The sequence below is a fragment of the Stenotrophomonas chelatiphaga genome, assembly GCF_001431535.1.
In the GTDB taxonomy this organism is placed as follows: domain Bacteria; phylum Pseudomonadota; class Gammaproteobacteria; order Xanthomonadales; family Xanthomonadaceae; genus Stenotrophomonas; species Stenotrophomonas chelatiphaga.
Genome location: NZ_LDJK01000007.1, coordinates 51883 through 68502, shown reverse-complemented (window position 1 = coordinate 68502; position 16620 = coordinate 51883). Strand labels below are relative to the sequence as shown.

Genomic DNA, 16620 nt, shown 5'->3' with positions numbered 1-16620 from the left:
ACCTTCAGACGGCGTGCCAGGCCAGCGCGGCGCGGAAATCGGCGTGCGCCTGCCACTCGTGCAGGTGCCAACGCGCGGCCGGTCCGAGCGCGGGGTCGCACCAGTGCAGCTGCAGGCTGCCGTCGCCGGCGGGGGCGAACTGCAGCCGGTGCAGGCCGAAGGAGATGCCCTGCCCGTCCGCCTTCAGCATGGCCTCCTTGGCGCACCAGACGCGGAAGAACCAGTGTTCGCGATCGGCCTCGGACAGGCTCTCCAGCCATTCGATTTCCGCCGGGTGGAAGAAGCGGCGGACGATTTCCAGCAGGCGCGGCCGTGGCCGCAGCAGTTCCAGGTCCACGCCCAGCCGCACGCCTTCGCCCAGCGCCACCAGCAGCAGCTGGCCGCTGTGGCTCCAGCCGGTGCCATAGCCGGACAACGCAGCGGACAGCTCCGGGCGGCCACGCGGGTCACGGACCAGCGGCAGCGCCAGTGGATCGCCGCCCAGCGCTTCGGCCAGCACCTGTCGCGCCTGCGGTTCGCCGCGCTGCCCCGGTACGTGCGGGCGGCGCCAGACCGTCACCGGACCGAAGCGCCACGGGCCTTCGAGGGTCGCCGACGCGCTCACTGCGCGGACCTGCCGGCGCGGCTGCACAAGCGGTTCACGGCAGTACGCGTCAACTGAAGTCCCTTGGGACGTGGAGGTGAGGCGATGGGCATCATCATCTGGTTGATCGTAGGCGGCATCGTAGGCTGGCTGGCCAGCATCATCATGAGGCGCGATGGCCAGCAGGGCATCATCCTCAACGTGGTGGTCGGCATCGTCGGTGCGCTGATTGCGGGCTGGCTGTTCGGCGGCGGCATCAACGAAGCGATTACGATACGGACCTTCCTGTTCTCGCTGATCGGCGCGGTGATCCTGTTGGCGATCGTCAACCTGTTCACCCGCAAGAGCATACGCTGACGCTGCGGTAATCCCGGCCGCTGGCCGGATGCGGCATCACGACGGGGCCCGGCAACTGCCGGGCCTCGTTGTTTCAGCCCAGCTGCACCCAGGCGGGGGCGTGGTCGCTGGGGCGCTCCCAGGTCCTCGGTTCGCGATCGATGCCCGATGCCACGGCCGACGCCTTCAGCGCATCCGATACCAGGGTCAGGTCGATGCGCAGCCCCAGGTTGCGGCGGAAGCCGGCGGCGCGGTAATCCCACCAGCTGAACACCCCGGCCTCGTCACTGTGCAGGCGGAACGCATCGTGCAGGCCCAGCTGCAGCAGCTTGTTCAACGCGCCACGTTCGGCGGTGGACGTCAGGATGTGGTTCTCGTTCCAGACCAACGGGTCGTTGACGTCACGCTCGTCCGGGGCGATGTTGAAATCACCCATCACGATCAGCTTCGGGTAGCGCTGCAGTTCACTGGCGATCCAGGCGTGCACCGCCTCCAGCCAGCGCAGTTTGTAGGCATATTTGTCCGTGCCCACGTCCTGGCCGTTGACCACGTACAGGTTGATCACCCGCAGGTCGCCGAAGGTGCCGGCGATGACGCGCTTCTGCTCGTCTTCGAAGCCGGGGATGCCGATCTGCACGTCCTGCGCCGGCTCGCGCGACAGCAGCGCCACGCCGTTGTAGGTCTTCTGGCCGGCGAACACACTGCGGTAGCCGGCGGCGATCAGCGCCGAATCCGGGAACTTGTGGTCTTCCAGCTTGGTTTCCTGGATGCCGACGATGTCCGGGCCGAAGTCCTTGAGCCACTGCTCCAGGTGCGGCAGGCGGACATTGAGCGAATTGACGTTCCACGAGGCGATTTTCATGGCGGGGATTGTAGCCCGCCCGGCGGGACGTCCCAGCCGAACAGGTCCAGCGCTTTCTGGAAGGCCGCATCCACCGGCGCGCGTACGTCCAGCGTGCTGCCATCCGGATGCGGGAAACGCAGGCGCTCGGCATGCAGCAGCATGCGGTGCACGCCCTGCATGCGGAAGATGCGGTTGTGCCGCCCATCGCCATGGCTGGTGTCGCCGATCATGTGGTGCGAGAGGTGCTTGAGATGGCGGCGGATCTGGCGGAAGCGCCCGGTCTGCGGCTGGCAGCGCAGCAGCGCATAACGCGAGGTGCTGAACTCCCCACTCGGCACCGCCAGCTCGCCGGTCGCCAGGCGTTGGAAATCCGTCACCGCCGGCTTCTTCACCGGCTTGCCGGGACCGCCATCCAGGTCGTGGTCGACCTGCCAGCTTTCCTCTGCCGGCCACCCACGGCACACGGTCAGGTAGTCCTTCTGCACCTCACCGCCCATCAGCGACTTGCCCAGCGCACTGGCGGTTTCGCGGTCGAAGGCCAGCAGCAGGCAGCCGCTGGTGGCGCGGTCCAGCCGATGCACCAGGAAGATCTGCCGGCCCAGCTGCTCACGCAGCCGATCGGCCAGGAAGTCATCTTCGCCGCGCGCCAGCTTGCTGTCATGGACCATCAGCCCGGCCGGTTTGTTGACCACCGCCAGGCGCTCGTCCTGGTGCAGCAGCTGCAGCGGCGGCAGCTGCGCTGCGGCGGCGGTGTCGTCGTCCGGACTCACTTCATCGATCACTGTCGCGCTGCCCGTCATCGCCACCACGCCCGCGCCAGCGCCAGCGCACCCAGCGCGCCGGACACCCCGCTCCAGATCGGCATGTCGCCGAAGTACAGGCCCGGCGGCTGCAGCACGTACATCAGCGCGGCGATCGCCAGCAGACCGACACCGGTGATCGCGCCGACGGCGCGTTTCTGCAGGCGCTGCAGGCTGGCGTCCAGCGCCGCCAGGTCGCGCGAGCGCATCGACAGCTCGTGCCGACCTTCCACCTGCTGGCTCAGCCAGGCGTGCACCAGCCGCGGCATGTCCGGCGCATGGGTCATGATTTCCGGCACCCGCTTGCCGATCTCGCGCAGCACCCGGCGCGGGCTGTAGCGCGCGCGCAGGATCTTCGCCAGCACCGGCTTGGCCACCGCCCAGATATCGATCTGCGGATCCAGCTGGCGGCCCACGCCTTCGATGTTGAGCAGGGTCTTCTGCAGCAGGATCAGCTGCGGCTGCAGGGTCAGCTGGTAGCGCTGCGCCACGCGGAACAGCTTCATCAGCACTTCCGCCAGCGAAATCTGCGACAGCGGGCGGGTGAAGTACGGTTCGCAGACCGAGCGCACCGCCGATTCCAGCTCGTCGATGCGCACGTGGTCGGGCATCCACCCCGCCTGCACATGGAGTTCGGCGATGCGCCGGTAATCGCGGTTGAAGATGGCCATGAAGTTCTCGGCGAGGTAGTACTGGTCCTCCTGCGAGAGCTGGCCCATGATGCCGAAATCCAGCGCGATGAAGCGCGGATTGGCGCGGCGCTGCGGATCCAGATCGACCCAGATGTTGCCGGCGTGCGCATCGGCGTGGAAGAAGTTGTCACGGAACACCTGGGTGTAGAACACCCGAACGCCCTTGGCCGCCAGCGCGACACGGTCGATGCCGGCGCGGTCCAGCGCTTCGATGTCGTCCGACGGAATGCCCCACACGCGCTCCAGGGTCAGCGCGCGTTCGGCGGTGTGGCTCCAGATCACCTCGGGCACGTACAGGTCGTCCGAGTTTTCCCAGAACCGGCGCAGCACGCTGGCGTTGGCCCCTTCGCGCTGCAGGTCCAGTTCGGCCGACAGCGTGTTTTCGATCTCCGCCACCACTTCGCGCGGGCGGATCTTGTCGGCGCGCGGATGGGTGCGCTCGACCAGCGTCGCCAGCGAGTTGAGCAGGGCGATGTCGGCGACGATCTGCTTTTCGATATCCGGGCGCAGCACCTTGACCACCACCTGGCGACCATCGCCGAGCGTGGCGGCGTGCACCTGGGCGATCGACGCCGACGCCAGCGGTTCGGTGTCGAAGCTGGCGAAGGCCGCGCTGACCGGCATGCCCAGCGCCTGTTCGACGATGCGGCGTGCGGTATCGCCATCGAACGGCTTGACCCGGTCCTGCAGCAGGGTCAATTCAACGGCGACGTCCGGCGGCACCAGGTCGCGGCGGGTGGACAGGATCTGCCCGAACTTGACGAAGATCGGGCCAAGGTCCTGCAGCGCCAGGCGCAGCCGCGCACCACGGGTCTGCGCGGCGATGTCGGCCGATGCCCGCGGCACGAACGGCTTGGCCAGCCGCAGCCAGCGCTCGGCCGGGGTGCCCTGCAGCAGGTCGTCCAGGCGGTAGCGCAGGATGATGCGGCCGATCCGGCTGGCCCGCAGCAGCGCCTTCATGCGGCACCCCGCAGGCGCTGCACGCGCGCGGCGATGCGCTCGACGTCGTCGCGCAGCACGTCCACGTCGTCATGGAAGGCGTCCAGTTCGCCGCGCGGCACCACGTCACGCGATTCCTCGGTGACGAACTCGGCGGCGGTATGCGCGAGGTCGGACGCGCCGCGGCGCGCGTGCTGCAGGGCGCTGCGCAGGGTATTGGCCACCTGCACGCCCAGCACTTCACCAAACACGCGCACGAACGGCAACTGCCAGTCCGGGTCGAATCCTTTCGCCAGCTGCTGCAGGCGGCGCGCCAGTTCGGCATCACCGGCAACCCGCACCCGGCCGGCCGGGTTGGCCTGCGCGCCGCGCGATTTCGCCAGCAGCGGCAGCTGGGCCAGCACACCGGACAGGCTGCTGCGCACGGCCAGGTCGGCTTCGCGATGGTCCACCGGGCCCACTTCGAGTGCCTCGCCGTGCACGCTGATGCGCATCGCCAGCGCGGGCGCTTCCAGGGTCAGGTCGATATGGCGGCCATCCAGCGCGGTCAGCGCCTGGCGGGTATCAGGATCCAGCGCGAGCGCGCGGTTGAGCGCGGCTTGCAGGGCACGGCCGGCAACCGGCTTGAGCGACTTGAGCAGGGAAAGAGGCATGGCGGGCATTCTACCTGCGATGCGGTACTGACCGCCGCCGAACACGGTAGTGACGGCCGCTGGCCGTCATTCGGTGCCCGTGGTGGGTGACGACCGTTGGTCGTCACGCCGTAGCCGCTGCCGCTGCGCTCGCCGAGCACGGCTCGGCGCTACCGCAATCCTGGTAGTGACGGCCGCTGGCCGTCACGCTGCGGCAGCATCCCGCAGAAACAACAAAGCCGGGCTATGCCCGGCTTCGTCTTCAAGCAACGTGACCGAAGGTCAGGTTCGCTTGCGGAACATCGAGATCACGGCCAGCACCAGGAAGACCACGAACAGGATCCAGGCGATGTTGCTGGCGGCACCGGCGATACCGGAAAAACCGAGCACGGCGGCAATCAGGGCGATGACGAAAAAGATGACGGCGTAGTGCAGCATGGCGATCCTCGCGGTTAACGTGCCGGGGTGGCGTTGGGGACCATACTCACGTGCCGGCGGTGTTCATCGGGTGACGGAAATCTCGCCGATTGATGAAGCTTTCAGCCGCGTGAGTCCTTCGTCAATGCTCACCACCGGTACGTAACCGAAGTCGCGGCGCGCCGGTTCCATGCTGTACCAGTGGGCCGTGCACAGCTGTTCGGCAAGGAAGCGGGTAAGCGGCGGTTCGCCCGGCAGGCGCAGCAGCGGCCATAGTTTTTCGGCTATCGCACCGATGCGGTACGCCGTCTTGAAGCTCACCGATTTCGTCACCGCCGGTGCACCCGCCGCGGCCAGCAGCTTGTTGAGCAGCTCGCGCATCGGCAGCGGTTCGCCGTTGGAAATGAAATAGGCCTTGCCCGCACACGCCGCGCCGGGCGCCAGTGCATCCAATGCGAGGAAGTGCGCCAGCGCGGCGTTGTCGATGTAGGTGGTGTCCACCAGGTTGTTGCCATCGCCGACCAGGCGCAGGCGTCCGGCGCGCGAGCGCTGCGCCAGCCGGGGTACCAGCTGCAGGTCACCCGGCCCCCAGATCAGCCGCGGGCGCAACGCCACGGTGGCCAGCGCGGCATCGTTGGCCGCCAGCACGCGCTGTTCGGCGATCGCCTTGGTTGCGGCGTACGGTGCCTGGAAGTCTTCCCCATACGGCACCTCGTCCGCGCCCAGCCCTTCCACCGGATGCGTGGCGCGATGGGTCACGCTGGGGGTGGAGGTGTAGACCAGCTTCGGCACCTGCTGCGCACGGCAGGCGGCGATCACGTTGTCGGTGCCGACCACGTTGGCCTGGTAGTAGCTGTCATAGCTGCCCCAGGCACCGGCCTTGGCCGCGTTGTGCAGCACTGCGTCCATCCCGGCCACGGCATGCAGCACCGCCTGCGCATCGGCCAGGTCGCCCTGGATCTGGCCCACGCCCATGGCCTGCAGCGCCGGGTACTGGCCGCGGTTGAAGCTGAGCACCTGGTGGCCGCGTTCGGCAAGGCCGGCGCACAGGGCCTGTCCCAGGAATCCACCGCCGCCGGTGACAAGGATCTTCATGCCTGTTTTTCCCGTTGTTTCGTGGCCCAGATCGCCAGCTTCTCGCGGCCGATCTTGGCGTTGTGCCGGATATCCACCGGGAAGCCCGGATGCACCAGGAAGTCCTGCAGGCGTGCCTCGGGCAGGCGCACGGCGGCCTTGGTGCGCAGCGCTTCATGCAGGGCGGCGGAATCGGAATGCCCGGGCAGCAGCTCCACGCACAGCACCGGCACCTGCGCACCTGGCACGCCGACGCCGACCAGCGCAGTGCGCGCCACGCCGGCCACGGTGTTGAACACCGGCTCGACCTGTTCGGTGTAGAGCGGCCCCTGCGCGGTTTCCACGCGCTGGGTCTTGCGCCCGCAGAACCACAGCTGGCCCTGCGCATCGAAGTAGCCGACATCGCCCATGCGGTGCACCACGCGGGTGCTGCCGTCGGCCAGCGTCTCGATGATCTTCGCCGCCGCGGTCGCCTGCGGACGGTTGAAATAGCTTTCCGTCGCGGTGGGTCCGGCCACGGTGATCTCGCCTACCTCGCCCACCGGCAGCTCACGCACCTGCGTCCAGTCCGGCAGCGCCGCGTCATCGATGGCAATGATCCGCACCTGGTTCGGCGCCACCACCCCGCCCACGCAGGTGCCTGCACCGCCTTCGGTGGCGGCCCGGGTGTTTTCCAGCGCGCGCCCTTCGATCACCGCGACCGGCAGGCATTCGGTGGCGCCATACGGCGTCCAGAACTGGGCGTCGGGCGGCAACAGCCGACGGATCCTGGCGACCACGTCAGGGGGCACCGGCGCCCCCGCCGAGGTCACCCGCTTGACCCCCGGCAGCGGCTGGCCATGATCGGCCAGCACCCGCATCAGCGCGGGCGAGCCGAACAACTGGGTGACGCCATGGCGTTTGATCGCATCGTGCAGGCGGCGCGGATCGGCCTTGGCCGGCCGCGTCGGGTCCATGTCCGGAATCACCGACGTCAGGCCCAGTGCCGGGTCGAACAGGGCGAACGGCGGGAAGGTCGGCAGGTCCACCCCGCCCGCTTCCATGCCGAATGCCGAACGCAGCAGCTCGACCTGGCCGACGAAATGGCGGTGGCGGTAGACCACGCCCTTGGGCACGCCGGTGGAACCGCTGGTGAACAGGATCGCAGCGGTATCTTCGCCATCGGTAGCGGCCAGCATCGGCGGCGTACCCGTGCCGGCACGCTCCAGCGCAGCCAGCGTGGTACCGCCCCAGCCCAGCCGGCGGCCCACGGTCACCAGCAGCGTGGCCGACGGCGCCCAGCGCAGCGCCAGACGGGCCACGTGGGCCAGCGGGATGCCGATGAAGGCCTGCGGCTGCGCCTCGTCCAGGCACTGCTTCAGCGCGCGCTTGTCGATGCCCGGATCCACCAGCACCGGCACCGCGCCCAGCTTGAACAGCGCGAACATCAACAGGAAGAACTCCGGCGAAGGCCGCACCATCACCACCGCGCGCACCCCGCGGCCAATGCCGTGCAAGGCCAGTCCGGCGGCCATCGCATCGCTGCGGGCGTCCAGTTGACGGTAGTCCAGGGTGACGTCATAGGCGGCCATGCCATTGCCCGGGCCGCGGCGTCCCGGGCAGCGGATGGCGATCTGGTCGGGCCGCTCACGCGCCAGTTCAGGCAGCCGGGCGGCGATATTGCTGTATCGATTCATCCGTTCATTGTCGCCGGATACGGAATTTCTTGCGCGCGGGCCCGCATCGTGGAAAATCCGCGTCTTCGTCCCTGTCCTATGCCTGCCCCGAGGCGGCCTTGCCCATGCAACACCCCTGCATGACCTGCGGCGCCTGCTGCACCCAGTACCGTGTCGCCTTCCATTGGATGGAATCGGACGAAGTGACGCCCGGCGGCGTACCGCACCAGCTGACCGAAGCGCTCGACCCGCATCGCCTGTGCATGCGCGGCACCCATTCGGCACCGGTGCGCTGCGTGGCGCTGGACGCGCAGATCGGGGTGTATTCACGCTGCACCATCCATCCCAACCGGCCCAGCGTGTGCCGCGAGGTGGACGCTTCATGGGAATACGGCAAGCCCAGCGCGCAGTGCGAGAAAGCCCGCATCGCCTACGGCCTGGACCCGCTGACCCCGGCCGACTGGCGCTGGCGCGACGCCGCCGGCAATGATGACGACCACCCGGACGACAACGGCAACAGCCCCTCGCCGCAGGCACCGATCGCGGCCTGAGTGGGGTCGGAGTCAGGGGTCGGAGTCGGGGGTCAGACCCCGTCACCATGGCTCGCCGCAGGACCACGCACCATGTCACAGGGCCGGGCAGCCGCCGCCGTCCTGCTTACAACGGGTTGCGGTCCAGGAAGGCGCGGATTTCGGGCACCAGCACGTCGTGCTTGTCTTCCAGCACGTAATGACCGGCATCCTCGAACGCGTGCACTTCCGCCTGCGGCAGCGCCGCCTGGAAGCCCTTCAGGAAGTGATGGTCGAAGACGAAATCGCGCAGGCCCCAGCCGATGAAGGCGGGACGATCGGCGAACGACGGCAGCACCTGGCCGGAGCGCTCAAGCAGGGACCACGCCTTGTCGGCCGGCGACAGCGGGATGTCCTGCATGAAGCGGATCGTGCTGATGCGGTTGTCCCAGCTGTCATACGGCGCCACGTAGGCGCGGCGCACGGCGGCCGGCATCCTGCGCTCGACGCCCAGCCATGAAGCCCCGGCGGAAAACGCGTTGAAGCGGCGGATGATCCACTCGCCGACCTTCCAGTGCCGGCCCAGGCCGATCTGCCAGGGCATTTTCTTCGCCGCCGGCATCGGGAACGCCGCGGTATTCAACACCACCAGGCGCTTGACCTGGGCATGGTGGGACAAGGCCCAGCCGAACCCGATCATCCCGCCCCAGTCGTGCACGGCCAGGGTCACCGCACCGGTGATGCCCAGATGCACCAGCAGCGCGTCCAGGTCATCCACGCGCGACTGCAGGGTGTAGTCGTAACGATCGTCGGCCGGCTTGTCCGACAGGCCCATGCCGATGTGGTCCGGCACGATGCAGCGGTAGCGGTCGGACAGGCCGGCCACCAGCGTGCGCCAGTAATAGCTCCACGACGGATTGCCGTGGACCATCACCACCACCTCGCCGTCGCGCGGACCTTCGTCGAGGTAGCTCATCGACAGGCCCGGACGGACCTCGAACCGATGGGGGGTGGACGGGTAGCCGGGAAGATCGCGCATGCGGTGCACCTGTAGAAAGGGCCGGTAGTACCGGCCCTTGGGAAGACGTTACCGGGCCTGGGTTACCAGACCACTTCGGCCATCGAGCAGTTCAGTCCCGAGCCGATGCCGAGCAGCGCGATGCGATCGCCCTTCTTCAGCTTGCCCAGCTGCTTGAGCTTGCTCAGCACGATCGGCACCGAAGCCGGACCGATGTTGCCGTGCTCGCCGAAGATGGTCATCACCTTCTTCGGATCGATGCCGAAGTTCTTGATGAACGCGGCGGTGTGCGGCTGGCTGACCTGGTGGATGACGAACTGGTCCAGTTCCTCCACCGCCCAGCCCAGCGCGATCTTCGCCGCAGCGAAGGTCTTCTGGGCCAGCTTGATGCCTTCGATCAGCAGCAGGCGGGTATCGGTGACCATGCGGTCCAGGTTGCCCAGGCACAGCTGGTTCCATTCCGTGGCCGAACGGGTGACGCCGCCCTTGTAGCGCGGGGCATCGGGCACCAGTTCCGAACGCGCCATGACCATCGCCGCCGCGCCCGAACCGGTGGTCAGCGCCGCCAGCTCGTTGCGGAAGTCTTCGGCGGTGACGCCCGGGGCGGTCATCCGCTCCAGGGTCTTCTCGTACACCAGGTTCGCGGTTTCACCATCGACGACCAGCGCGTAGTTCAGTTCGCCGCGTTCGATCATCCGCGCGGCGATGTCCATGCCGTTGATGAACGCCAGGCAGGCATTGGCCACGTCGAAGGTCACGCATTCCTCGCCCACGCCCAGGTTGCCGGACACGATGCTGGCGGTGGACGGCTCCAGGTAGTCGCGGCTGACCGAGGTGTTGATCACCAGGCCGACGTCGGCCGGGCCGATGTTGGCGTCTTCCAGTGCCTTGCGGGCGGCCATGGTGGCCGCGTCCGAGGCCAGCGTGCCCTCATCCCACAGGCGGCGCGCATGGATCCCGGCAACATCACCCAGCACGTCGGTACGGATACCGAGGCGGTCCAGGGTGGGCTGCAGGCGTTCGTTGATTTCCTTGGTCGTTAGCGTGTGGGGCGCGTCGACATGCGCCAGGCCGGCGATCGAGACATTCTTGAAGAGCATCGAGTTAGCGCCAAGGCTCAGGCAAAGGGGGCGTCATTCTATAACCCTCTTGGCCTGACCGCACCTTTACCGATTCAGCCTTGGCCGTATGGTGCCGTTCAGCGCGGCGGGCACTGGAAGGCGGCGAAGCGCTGGCTGCCGTCGGCCGGCGGCGCGGCGGCCTGCACGGCATTGGCCCCGGCGCTGGGCGCCTCGTTGCGGGCCAGGGTTTCCAGCTCTTCCTGCACGCGCAGCGGGTTGCGGTTGTAGAAGCCGACCTTGCTCTTCACCGTCACCACGACTTCGCCCTTGGTCAGGCAGCCGGCCGGGACTGCGCCGGGGGCCAGCACGCGCACGGTCTTGCCGGACGACTCGATCGGCACCCACGTGCAGGCGGTGGTGGCGAGCAGCAGGGTGGAGATCAGCAGGAAGCGCATGGCGGAGTACCGGATAAGGTTTCCGCGATTGTGCCTGAACAGGCTGAACGGGAGGTAGCGCCGAGCCACGCTCGGCGAGCGCAGCGGCGTGGGCGGCGGCACGTGCATGACGGCCAGCGGCCGTCACTACCGGACTTGAACGCGAAAGGGCCGCGGATTTCGCCGCGGCCCTTCGTTCACTACGTGTCCGCCACCGTTACTTGGTGATGTCCACGTTCTTGGTGTCGTGCAGGAACAGGCCGCCGATGACCACCGTCATCAACGCGATGGCGATCGGGTACCACAGGCCGTAGTACAGATTGCCGGTGCCGGCCACCAGCGCGAACGAGATCGCCGGCAGGAAGCCACCGAACCAGCCGTTGCCGATGTGGTACGGCAGGGACATGGAGGTGTAGCGGATGCGGGTCGGGAACAGTTCGACCAGGTAGGCGGCGATCGGGCCGTACACCATGGTCACGTACAGCACCAGGATCCACAGCATGAAGATCGTGCCGGGGATGTTGATGCGCGCGTTGTCCGCCTTGGCCGGATAACCTGCCTCGACCAGCGCGGCCTTCAGCTCGGTGCCGAAAGCATCGGCCTTGGCCTTGCCGTCTTCCTTGGCCAGCCCGGCCGCTTCATACGAGCTCACCTTGGACGTGCCGACGTTGACCACCGCCAGCGAACCGGCCGGTGCCGGCTGTACGTCGTACGGCACGCCGGCCTTGGTCAGCGCGGCGGTTGCCACGTCGCAGGAGCTGGTGAACTTGCGCAGGCCGACCGGATCGAACTGGAACGAGCAGGTGTTCGGATCGGCGATGACCAGGGCCGGCGAGCTGCTGCGGGCTTCTTCGATGGCCGGGTTGGCGAAATGGGTCAGGCCCTTGAACACCGGGATGTAGGTCACCGCAGCCAGCAGGCAGCCGGCCAGGATGATCCACTTGCGGCCGATGCGATCGGACAGCCAGCCGAAGAAGATGAAGAACGGCACGCCCAGCGCCAGCGCCGCGGCGATCAGCAGGTAGGAGGTGGTGGCATCGACCTTCAGCATGCTGCTGAGGAAGAACAGCGCGTAGAACTGGCCGCCGTACCACACCACCGCCTGGCCGGCCGCTGCACCCAGCAGGACCAGCAGCATCAGCTTCAGGTTGCCGTCTTTGAGGCTGTCACGGAACGGGGTCTTGGAGCCCTTGCCTTCGGCCTTCATCTGCTGGAACAGCGGGGACTCGCTCAGCTGCAGGCGGATCCACACCGAAATGCCCAGCAGCACGATCGACACCAGGAACGGGATGCGCCAGCCCCAGGCTTCGAAGGCTTCGTTGCCCAGGAAGTAGCGGCAGGCCAGGATGATCAGCAGCGACATGAACAGGCCCAGCGTGGCGGTGCACTGGATGAAGCTGGTGTACAGGCCGCGCTTGTTGGCCGGGGCATGTTCGGCGACATAGGTCGCCGCGCCACCGTACTCGCCCCCCATCGCCAGGCCCTGGGCCAGGCGCAGGATGATCAGGATCACCGGTGCGGCGAAGCCGATCGAGGCGTAGTTGGGCAGCACGCCGACCAGGAAGGTCGAGATGCCCATGATCAGGATCGTGACCAGGAAGGTGTATTTACGGCCGATGCGGTCGCCGAGGCTGCCGAAGAAGGCCGCGCCGAACGGGCGCACGAAGAAGCCGGCGGCGAAGGCCAGCAGGGCGAAGATCATGCCCGTGGTTTCATTGACACCGCTGAAGAACTGCTTGGCGATGATCGCGGCGAGTGAGCCGTACAGGAAGAAGTCGTACCACTCGAAGACGGTACCAAGGCTCGACGCGAAGATGACCTTCTTGTGACCCTTGGTGAGTTGTGCGGGTGCAGGTGTTGTTGACATGGGACGCTTCCCCTCCGAAGCAATCGTTGACGGTGGGTGCCGACCGGGGCCGGCACTCAATTAAAAGCTGTATTTGGTGGTGAACTGCACGCGGTTGATGTCGCCCTTGCGACCGTCTTCGATTTCGCGCACGCCGTACATGTATTCCGCACCGATATCGACCTTCGGCATCGGCGTATAGAACACGTTGCCGCGGATGCTCTGCACGCTCTTGGTAACCAGCGGGCCCAGCGTTCCGTCGTTGTCGTAGTCACTGCGCGCGTAGATCAGGTTGGTGCGCAGCTTCGGGGTGAAGGCATGGCGCCAGCCCACGTAACCGGCCAGCACGCCGGTGGTCGCCAGTTCGTCGCGGGCGATGTCATAGGCGGTGTCGGCGGTGATACCCAGGCCGATGTAGCGCGAAATGCCCTCGCCGCCGGTGAGCTGGTAATGCAGCGTATCGGAGTCGGCCATCACCCATTTGCCGCCCAGGGTCAGGCCGCCGGCGATCTTGTCGGCGTCCGCGCCGGTGGTCTGGTTGTCCACTTTCAGCTGGCGCACCAGGCCGGCCACGCCGAAGGTGCCCCAGTCGCCCTTCCAGCCGTACCGCACGGTCAGGTCCGGCAGGCCGCCACGATCGGAGTTGGCGCTGGCGTTGGTCCAGGCACCGGTGACCGGATTACGCACGCCGGTCAGCGTGGTGGTTTCCGGGTTTTCCAGCGCCACGCTCAGGCCGCCGGTGGTGTAGCGGATCTGTGCCTGGCGGATGAACACCACGCCATCGGTGGGACCCACGAAATCGGCAGCTTCGGGAATCGAAGCGGCATCCATGAAGTTGGTCCAGGTCTGGCCGGCGGTCCACTTGTTCCAGTACATGTAGGCATGCCGCAGGGTCACGCCGTAGGTGTTGGTGGCGGTCTGGTTGCCGAGCGAATTGCCGAAGAAATCCATCTCGAAGAACGCGCCGGCCTTGTTGCCGCTTTCGCTGACGTTGTCCACGCCGATGTTGAAGCGCGAGAACTTGGCGTGGGCGTTGAAGTCCACGTCCGAACGCTCACCGGTTCCGCCTGCGCCGGCCACCGGGGTCTGGCCCGGCAGGTACAGCGCGCGGCCGGTCGCGTCATCGGCCAGCTGGCCATCGCCGGTCTGGGTGGCCAGGAAGTCGGCCTTGATGAAGCCGCCGATCTTGACCGTGGTGCCCGGCGCAGCGCCCGGGGTGATGGTGGTGACCTGGATCGGCTGCTTGCCCGCCGGCACCGCCGGCTTCTGTTCGGCCTGCACCGTCCTGACTTCGGTGACCGCCTGCTGGGTCTGGCTGATCTGGCTCTGCTGCTGTTGCTGCGATGACAGCAGCAACTGCACCTGGCGTTCCAGCTCGCCCACGCGTGCTTCCAGCGCTTTTTCCCTCGCGGTTTCGGCGAACGCCATGCCCGGTGCAGCCAGTGCGACCAGCATGCAGGCAGCCAACGGCGTGCGCAGCGTCTTCAACGTACGGTGATTCATGTTGCCCTCTCTCCCAAGTGGCAAATCGAAAGACGCGCGTGGGGCACGGTCGAAGCCGAGGGTGCGACCGGTTGACGCACACCCGCTATTGGCCATTAGTCGTACCTGGGGGACGAGGCGGGAGCTATCGCCACCGGGTGCGGCCGCTGCGCCTCGCGCTTGCGACCATGGTCTAAGCGCCGCGGTGTGGCGGGGGCGGACGGATCGGGCAAACTGGGTGGCAACGGTTGCGCCGTATGCTGCAACCGCACATCAAAGTCCACGTGCAAGTGAGGGTGCCATGGCTGATCTCTATCCCGTCGACCCGCAGTTCGCCAAGAACGCGCGGATCGACAAAACCACTTACCAGCAGCAGTACCAGGCGTCGATCGACGCCCCGGATGCGTTCTGGGGCGAAGCGGCGCAGCGGCTGCAGTGGTTCAAGCAACCGAGCATCATCAAGAACGTCAGCTATGACCTGGCCGACTTCCGCATCAAGTGGTTCGAAGACGGCGAGCTCAACGCCAGCGTGAACTGCCTGGACCGCCAGCTGGAAAAGCGCGGCGAGAAGACCGCCCTGCTGTTCGAACCGGACAGCCCGGACGCGCCGGCCCAGCATGTGACCTATCGCGAGCTGTACGAGCGCACCTGCCGGCTCGGCAACGCGCTGCGCAACCTCGGGGTCAAGAAAGGCGACCGGGTCACCATCTACCTGCCGATGATCGTCGACGCCGCCGTGGCCATGTTGGCCTGCGCGCGCATTGGTGCCATCCATTCGGTGGTGTTTGGCGGATTCGCCCCGAACTCGATCGCCGATCGCGTCAGCGACTGCGCCAGCAAGCTGATCATCACCGCCGATGAAGGCCTGCGTGGCGGCAAGAAGATCCCGCTGAAGGCCAACGTCGATGCGGCGCTGAAGCTGCCCGGCACCAACACGGTGGAAACCGTGCTGGTGGTGCGGCATACCGGCGGCGCGGTGGACATGCAGGCCCCGCGCGACCGCTGGTTCCACGACGTGGTGGACAGCCAGCCGGCCGAGTGCGAACCGGAGCGCATGAACGCCGAAGATCCGCTGTTCATCCTCTACACCTCCGGTTCCACCGGCAAGCCTAAGGGCGTGCTGCACACCACGGGGGGCTACCTGCTGTACGCGGCGTACACCCATGAGGCGGTGTTCGACCTGCGCGAAGACGACATCTACTGGTGTACCGCCGACGTCGGCTGGGTCACCGGCCACAGTTACATCGTCTACGGCCCGCTGGCCAATGGCGCGACCTCGCTGATGTTCGAAGGCGTGCCGAACTACCCCGATACCTCGCGCTTCTGGAACGTGATCGACAAGCACAAGGTCAGCCTGTTCTACACCGCGCCGACCGCCATCCGCGCCCTGATGCGCGAAGGCGAGGAGCCGGTCAAGCGCACCTCCCGCGCGTCGCTGCGGCTGCTCGGCAGCGTCGGCGAGCCGATCAATCCCGAAGCGTGGCGCTGGTACTACGAGGTCGTCGGCGACAGCCGCTGCCCGATCGTCGATACCTGGTGGCAGACTGAAACCGGCGGCATCCTGATCTCGCCGCTGCCGGGCGCGGTGGACCTCAAGCCGGGCTCGGCCAGCCTGCCGTTCTTCGGCGTGCAGCCGGCGCTGGTCAATGCCGATGGCGAAATCAAGGACGGTGCCACCGAAGGCAACCTGATCATCCGCGATTCGTGGCCGGGCCAGATGCGCACCGTGTACGGCGACGACCAGCGCTTCATCGATACCTATTTCCGCACCTACCCAGGGGCCTACTTCACCGGCGACGGCTGCCGCCGTGACGAAGACGGCTACTACTGGATCACCGGGCGCGTCGACGATGTGATCAACGTGTCGGGCCACCGCATCGGCACGGCCGAAGTGGAAAGCGCGCTGGTCTCGCATCCGAAGGTGGCCGAAGCCGCCGTGGTCGGCTTCCCGCACGAGGTGAAGGGCCAGGGCATCTATGCCTATGTCACGCTGATCGCCGACGAGGCGCCCAGCGAGGAACTGCACAAGGAACTGGTGGCGTGGGTGCGCAAGGAGATCGGCCCGATCGCCACGCCCGACCACCTGCAGTGGGCCCCCGGCCTGCCGAAGACGCGTTCGGGCAAGATCATGCGCCGCATCCTGCGCAAGATCGCCGAGAACGCGCCGGACCAGCTGGGCGACACCTCGACCCTGGCCGATCCGTCGGTGGTGGCATCGCTGGTGGACGAACGCAAGGTCAAGTAACACGCCACGCCGTGGACCGGGAGGAGGGCCCGGTCCGCGCGTCGGGAGCCGCC

16 protein-coding genes are annotated in these 16620 nt (G+C 67.3%); 3 read left to right on the top strand and 13 right to left on the bottom strand.

The annotated features are described in order from the left end of the window. Positions 1–4: 4 nt before the first annotated feature. Positions 5–604 (bottom strand): 4'-phosphopantetheinyl transferase family protein, encoded by a 600-nt coding sequence (locus tag ABB28_RS02455; RefSeq protein WP_057507165.1) that lies wholly within the window; start codon positions 602–604, stop codon positions 5–7. An 84-nt stretch (positions 605–688) separates the two neighbouring features. On the opposite strand from ABB28_RS02455, the gene ABB28_RS02450 reads away from it, so the two are divergent. Then, positions 689–940: a GlsB/YeaQ/YmgE family stress response membrane protein gene (locus ABB28_RS02450; RefSeq protein WP_057507095.1), complete on the top strand. Its 252-nt coding sequence runs from the start codon at positions 689–691 to the stop codon at positions 938–940. Positions 941–1013: 73 nt separating this feature from the next. On the opposite strand, the gene xth is transcribed toward ABB28_RS02450, so the two are convergent. From xth to oleC, 7 genes are all read right to left on the bottom strand, one after another. Then, entirely contained in the window at positions 1014–1781 is a 768-nt protein-coding gene (gene xth / locus ABB28_RS02445) for an exodeoxyribonuclease III (protein WP_057507094.1), read from the bottom strand. Continuing rightward, the gene (locus tag ABB28_RS02440) at positions 1778–2533 is read right to left on the bottom strand and encodes a pseudouridine synthase (RefSeq protein WP_057507164.1); all 756 of its coding nucleotides are present in this window, start codon (positions 2531–2533) and stop codon (positions 1778–1780) included. The genes xth and ABB28_RS02440 overlap by 4 nt, the downstream gene beginning before the upstream one ends. A 26-nt stretch (positions 2534–2559) precedes the next feature. After that, the gene (gene ubiB, locus ABB28_RS02435) at positions 2560–4215 is read right to left on the bottom strand and encodes a ubiquinone biosynthesis regulatory protein kinase UbiB (protein ID WP_057507093.1); all 1656 of its coding nucleotides are present in this window, start codon (positions 4213–4215) and stop codon (positions 2560–2562) included. Then, positions 4212–4847, bottom strand: coding sequence for a ubiquinone biosynthesis accessory factor UbiJ (locus ABB28_RS02430; RefSeq protein ID WP_057507092.1), 636 nt, complete (start codon positions 4845–4847; stop codon positions 4212–4214). The genes ubiB and ABB28_RS02430 overlap by 4 nt, the downstream gene beginning before the upstream one ends. Positions 4848–5108: 261 nt before the next feature. Then, complete coding sequence (locus ABB28_RS17625) at positions 5109–5264, bottom strand: DUF1328 domain-containing protein (protein ID WP_083491872.1); 156 nt, start codon at positions 5262–5264, stop codon at positions 5109–5111. A 63-nt stretch (positions 5265–5327) separates the two neighbouring features. Continuing rightward, on the bottom strand, positions 5328–6338 hold the full coding sequence (oleD, locus tag ABB28_RS02425; RefSeq protein WP_057507091.1) for a 2-alkyl-3-oxoalkanoate reductase: 1011 nt from the start codon (positions 6336–6338) through the stop codon (positions 5328–5330). Continuing rightward, positions 6335–7993, bottom strand: coding sequence for an olefin beta-lactone synthetase (gene oleC, locus ABB28_RS02420; RefSeq protein ID WP_057507090.1), 1659 nt, complete (start codon positions 7991–7993; stop codon positions 6335–6337). The genes oleD and oleC overlap by 4 nt, the downstream gene beginning before the upstream one ends. A 104-nt stretch (positions 7994–8097) precedes the next feature. Between oleC and ABB28_RS02415 the strand changes: the two genes are divergently transcribed. Further along, a complete protein-coding gene (locus tag ABB28_RS02415; protein WP_057507089.1) occupies positions 8098–8523 on the top strand; it encodes a YkgJ family cysteine cluster protein in 426 nt (141 codons plus the stop codon). Between the two features lie 106 nt (positions 8524–8629). On the opposite strand, the gene ABB28_RS02410 is transcribed toward ABB28_RS02415, so the two are convergent. The 5 genes from ABB28_RS02410 to ABB28_RS02390 all read right to left on the bottom strand — a co-directional run bounded on the left by ABB28_RS02410 (position 8630) and on the right by ABB28_RS02390 (position 14343). After that, positions 8630–9520, bottom strand: a complete 891-nt coding sequence (locus ABB28_RS02410; RefSeq protein ID WP_057507088.1) for an alpha/beta fold hydrolase — start codon at positions 9518–9520, stop codon at positions 8630–8632. A 62-nt stretch (positions 9521–9582) separates the two neighbouring features. Continuing rightward, positions 9583–10599 carry a 3-oxoacyl-ACP synthase III gene (locus ABB28_RS02405; RefSeq protein ID WP_057507087.1) on the bottom strand — a complete coding sequence of 339 codons (1017 nt, stop codon included), beginning with the start codon at positions 10597–10599 and terminating at the stop codon, positions 9583–9585. A 98-nt stretch (positions 10600–10697) separates the two neighbouring features. Beyond that, complete coding sequence (locus tag ABB28_RS02400; protein WP_057507086.1) at positions 10698–11015, bottom strand: DUF4156 domain-containing protein; 318 nt, start codon at positions 11013–11015, stop codon at positions 10698–10700. 196 nt (positions 11016–11211) lie between these two features. Continuing rightward, positions 11212–12861 carry an MFS transporter gene (locus ABB28_RS02395; protein WP_057507085.1) on the bottom strand — a complete coding sequence of 550 codons (1650 nt, stop codon included), beginning with the start codon at positions 12859–12861 and terminating at the stop codon, positions 11212–11214. 60 nt (positions 12862–12921) lie between these two features. Beyond that, positions 12922–14343, bottom strand: a complete 1422-nt coding sequence (locus ABB28_RS02390) for a DcaP family trimeric outer membrane transporter (RefSeq protein WP_057507084.1) — start codon at positions 14341–14343, stop codon at positions 12922–12924. A gap of 280 nt (positions 14344–14623) precedes the next feature. On the opposite strand from ABB28_RS02390, the gene acs reads away from it, so the two are divergent. Further along, a complete protein-coding gene (gene acs / locus ABB28_RS02385; RefSeq protein ID WP_057507083.1) occupies positions 14624–16567 on the top strand; it encodes an acetate--CoA ligase in 1944 nt (647 codons plus the stop codon). Positions 16568–16620: the final 53 nt, after the last annotated feature.

Bases quoted from the DNA above. Each gene is read 5' to 3' on its own strand.
- ABB28_RS02450 (WP_057507095.1), top strand. From the start codon at position 689: ATGGGCATCATCATCTGGTTGATCGTAGGCGGCATCGTAGGCTGGCTG.
- xth (WP_057507094.1), bottom strand. From the start codon at position 1,781: ATGAAAATCGCCTCGTGGAACGTCAATTCGCTCAATGTCCGCCTGCCG.
- ubiB (WP_057507093.1), bottom strand. From the start codon at position 4,215: ATGAAGGCGCTGCTGCGGGCCAGCCGGATCGGCCGCATCATCCTGCGC.
- ABB28_RS02430 (WP_057507092.1), bottom strand. From the start codon at position 4,847: ATGCCTCTTTCCCTGCTCAAGTCGCTCAAGCCGGTTGCCGGCCGTGCC.
- ABB28_RS17625 (WP_083491872.1), bottom strand. From the start codon at position 5,264: ATGCTGCACTACGCCGTCATCTTTTTCGTCATCGCCCTGATTGCCGCC.
- oleD (WP_057507091.1), bottom strand. From the start codon at position 6,338: ATGAAGATCCTTGTCACCGGCGGCGGTGGATTCCTGGGACAGGCCCTG.
- oleC (WP_057507090.1), bottom strand. From the start codon at position 7,993: ATGAATCGATACAGCAATATCGCCGCCCGGCTGCCTGAACTGGCGCGT.
- ABB28_RS02415 (WP_057507089.1), top strand. From the start codon at position 8,098: ATGCAACACCCCTGCATGACCTGCGGCGCCTGCTGCACCCAGTACCGT.
- ABB28_RS02410 (WP_057507088.1), bottom strand. From the start codon at position 9,520: ATGCGCGATCTTCCCGGCTACCCGTCCACCCCCCATCGGTTCGAGGTC.
- ABB28_RS02405 (WP_057507087.1), bottom strand. From the start codon at position 10,599: ATGCTCTTCAAGAATGTCTCGATCGCCGGCCTGGCGCATGTCGACGCG.
- ABB28_RS02400 (WP_057507086.1), bottom strand. From the start codon at position 11,015: ATGCGCTTCCTGCTGATCTCCACCCTGCTGCTCGCCACCACCGCCTGC.
- ABB28_RS02395 (WP_057507085.1), bottom strand. From the start codon at position 12,861: ATGTCAACAACACCTGCACCCGCACAACTCACCAAGGGTCACAAGAAG.
- ABB28_RS02390 (WP_057507084.1), bottom strand. From the start codon at position 14,343: ATGAATCACCGTACGTTGAAGACGCTGCGCACGCCGTTGGCTGCCTGC.
- acs (WP_057507083.1), top strand. From the start codon at position 14,624: ATGGCTGATCTCTATCCCGTCGACCCGCAGTTCGCCAAGAACGCGCGG.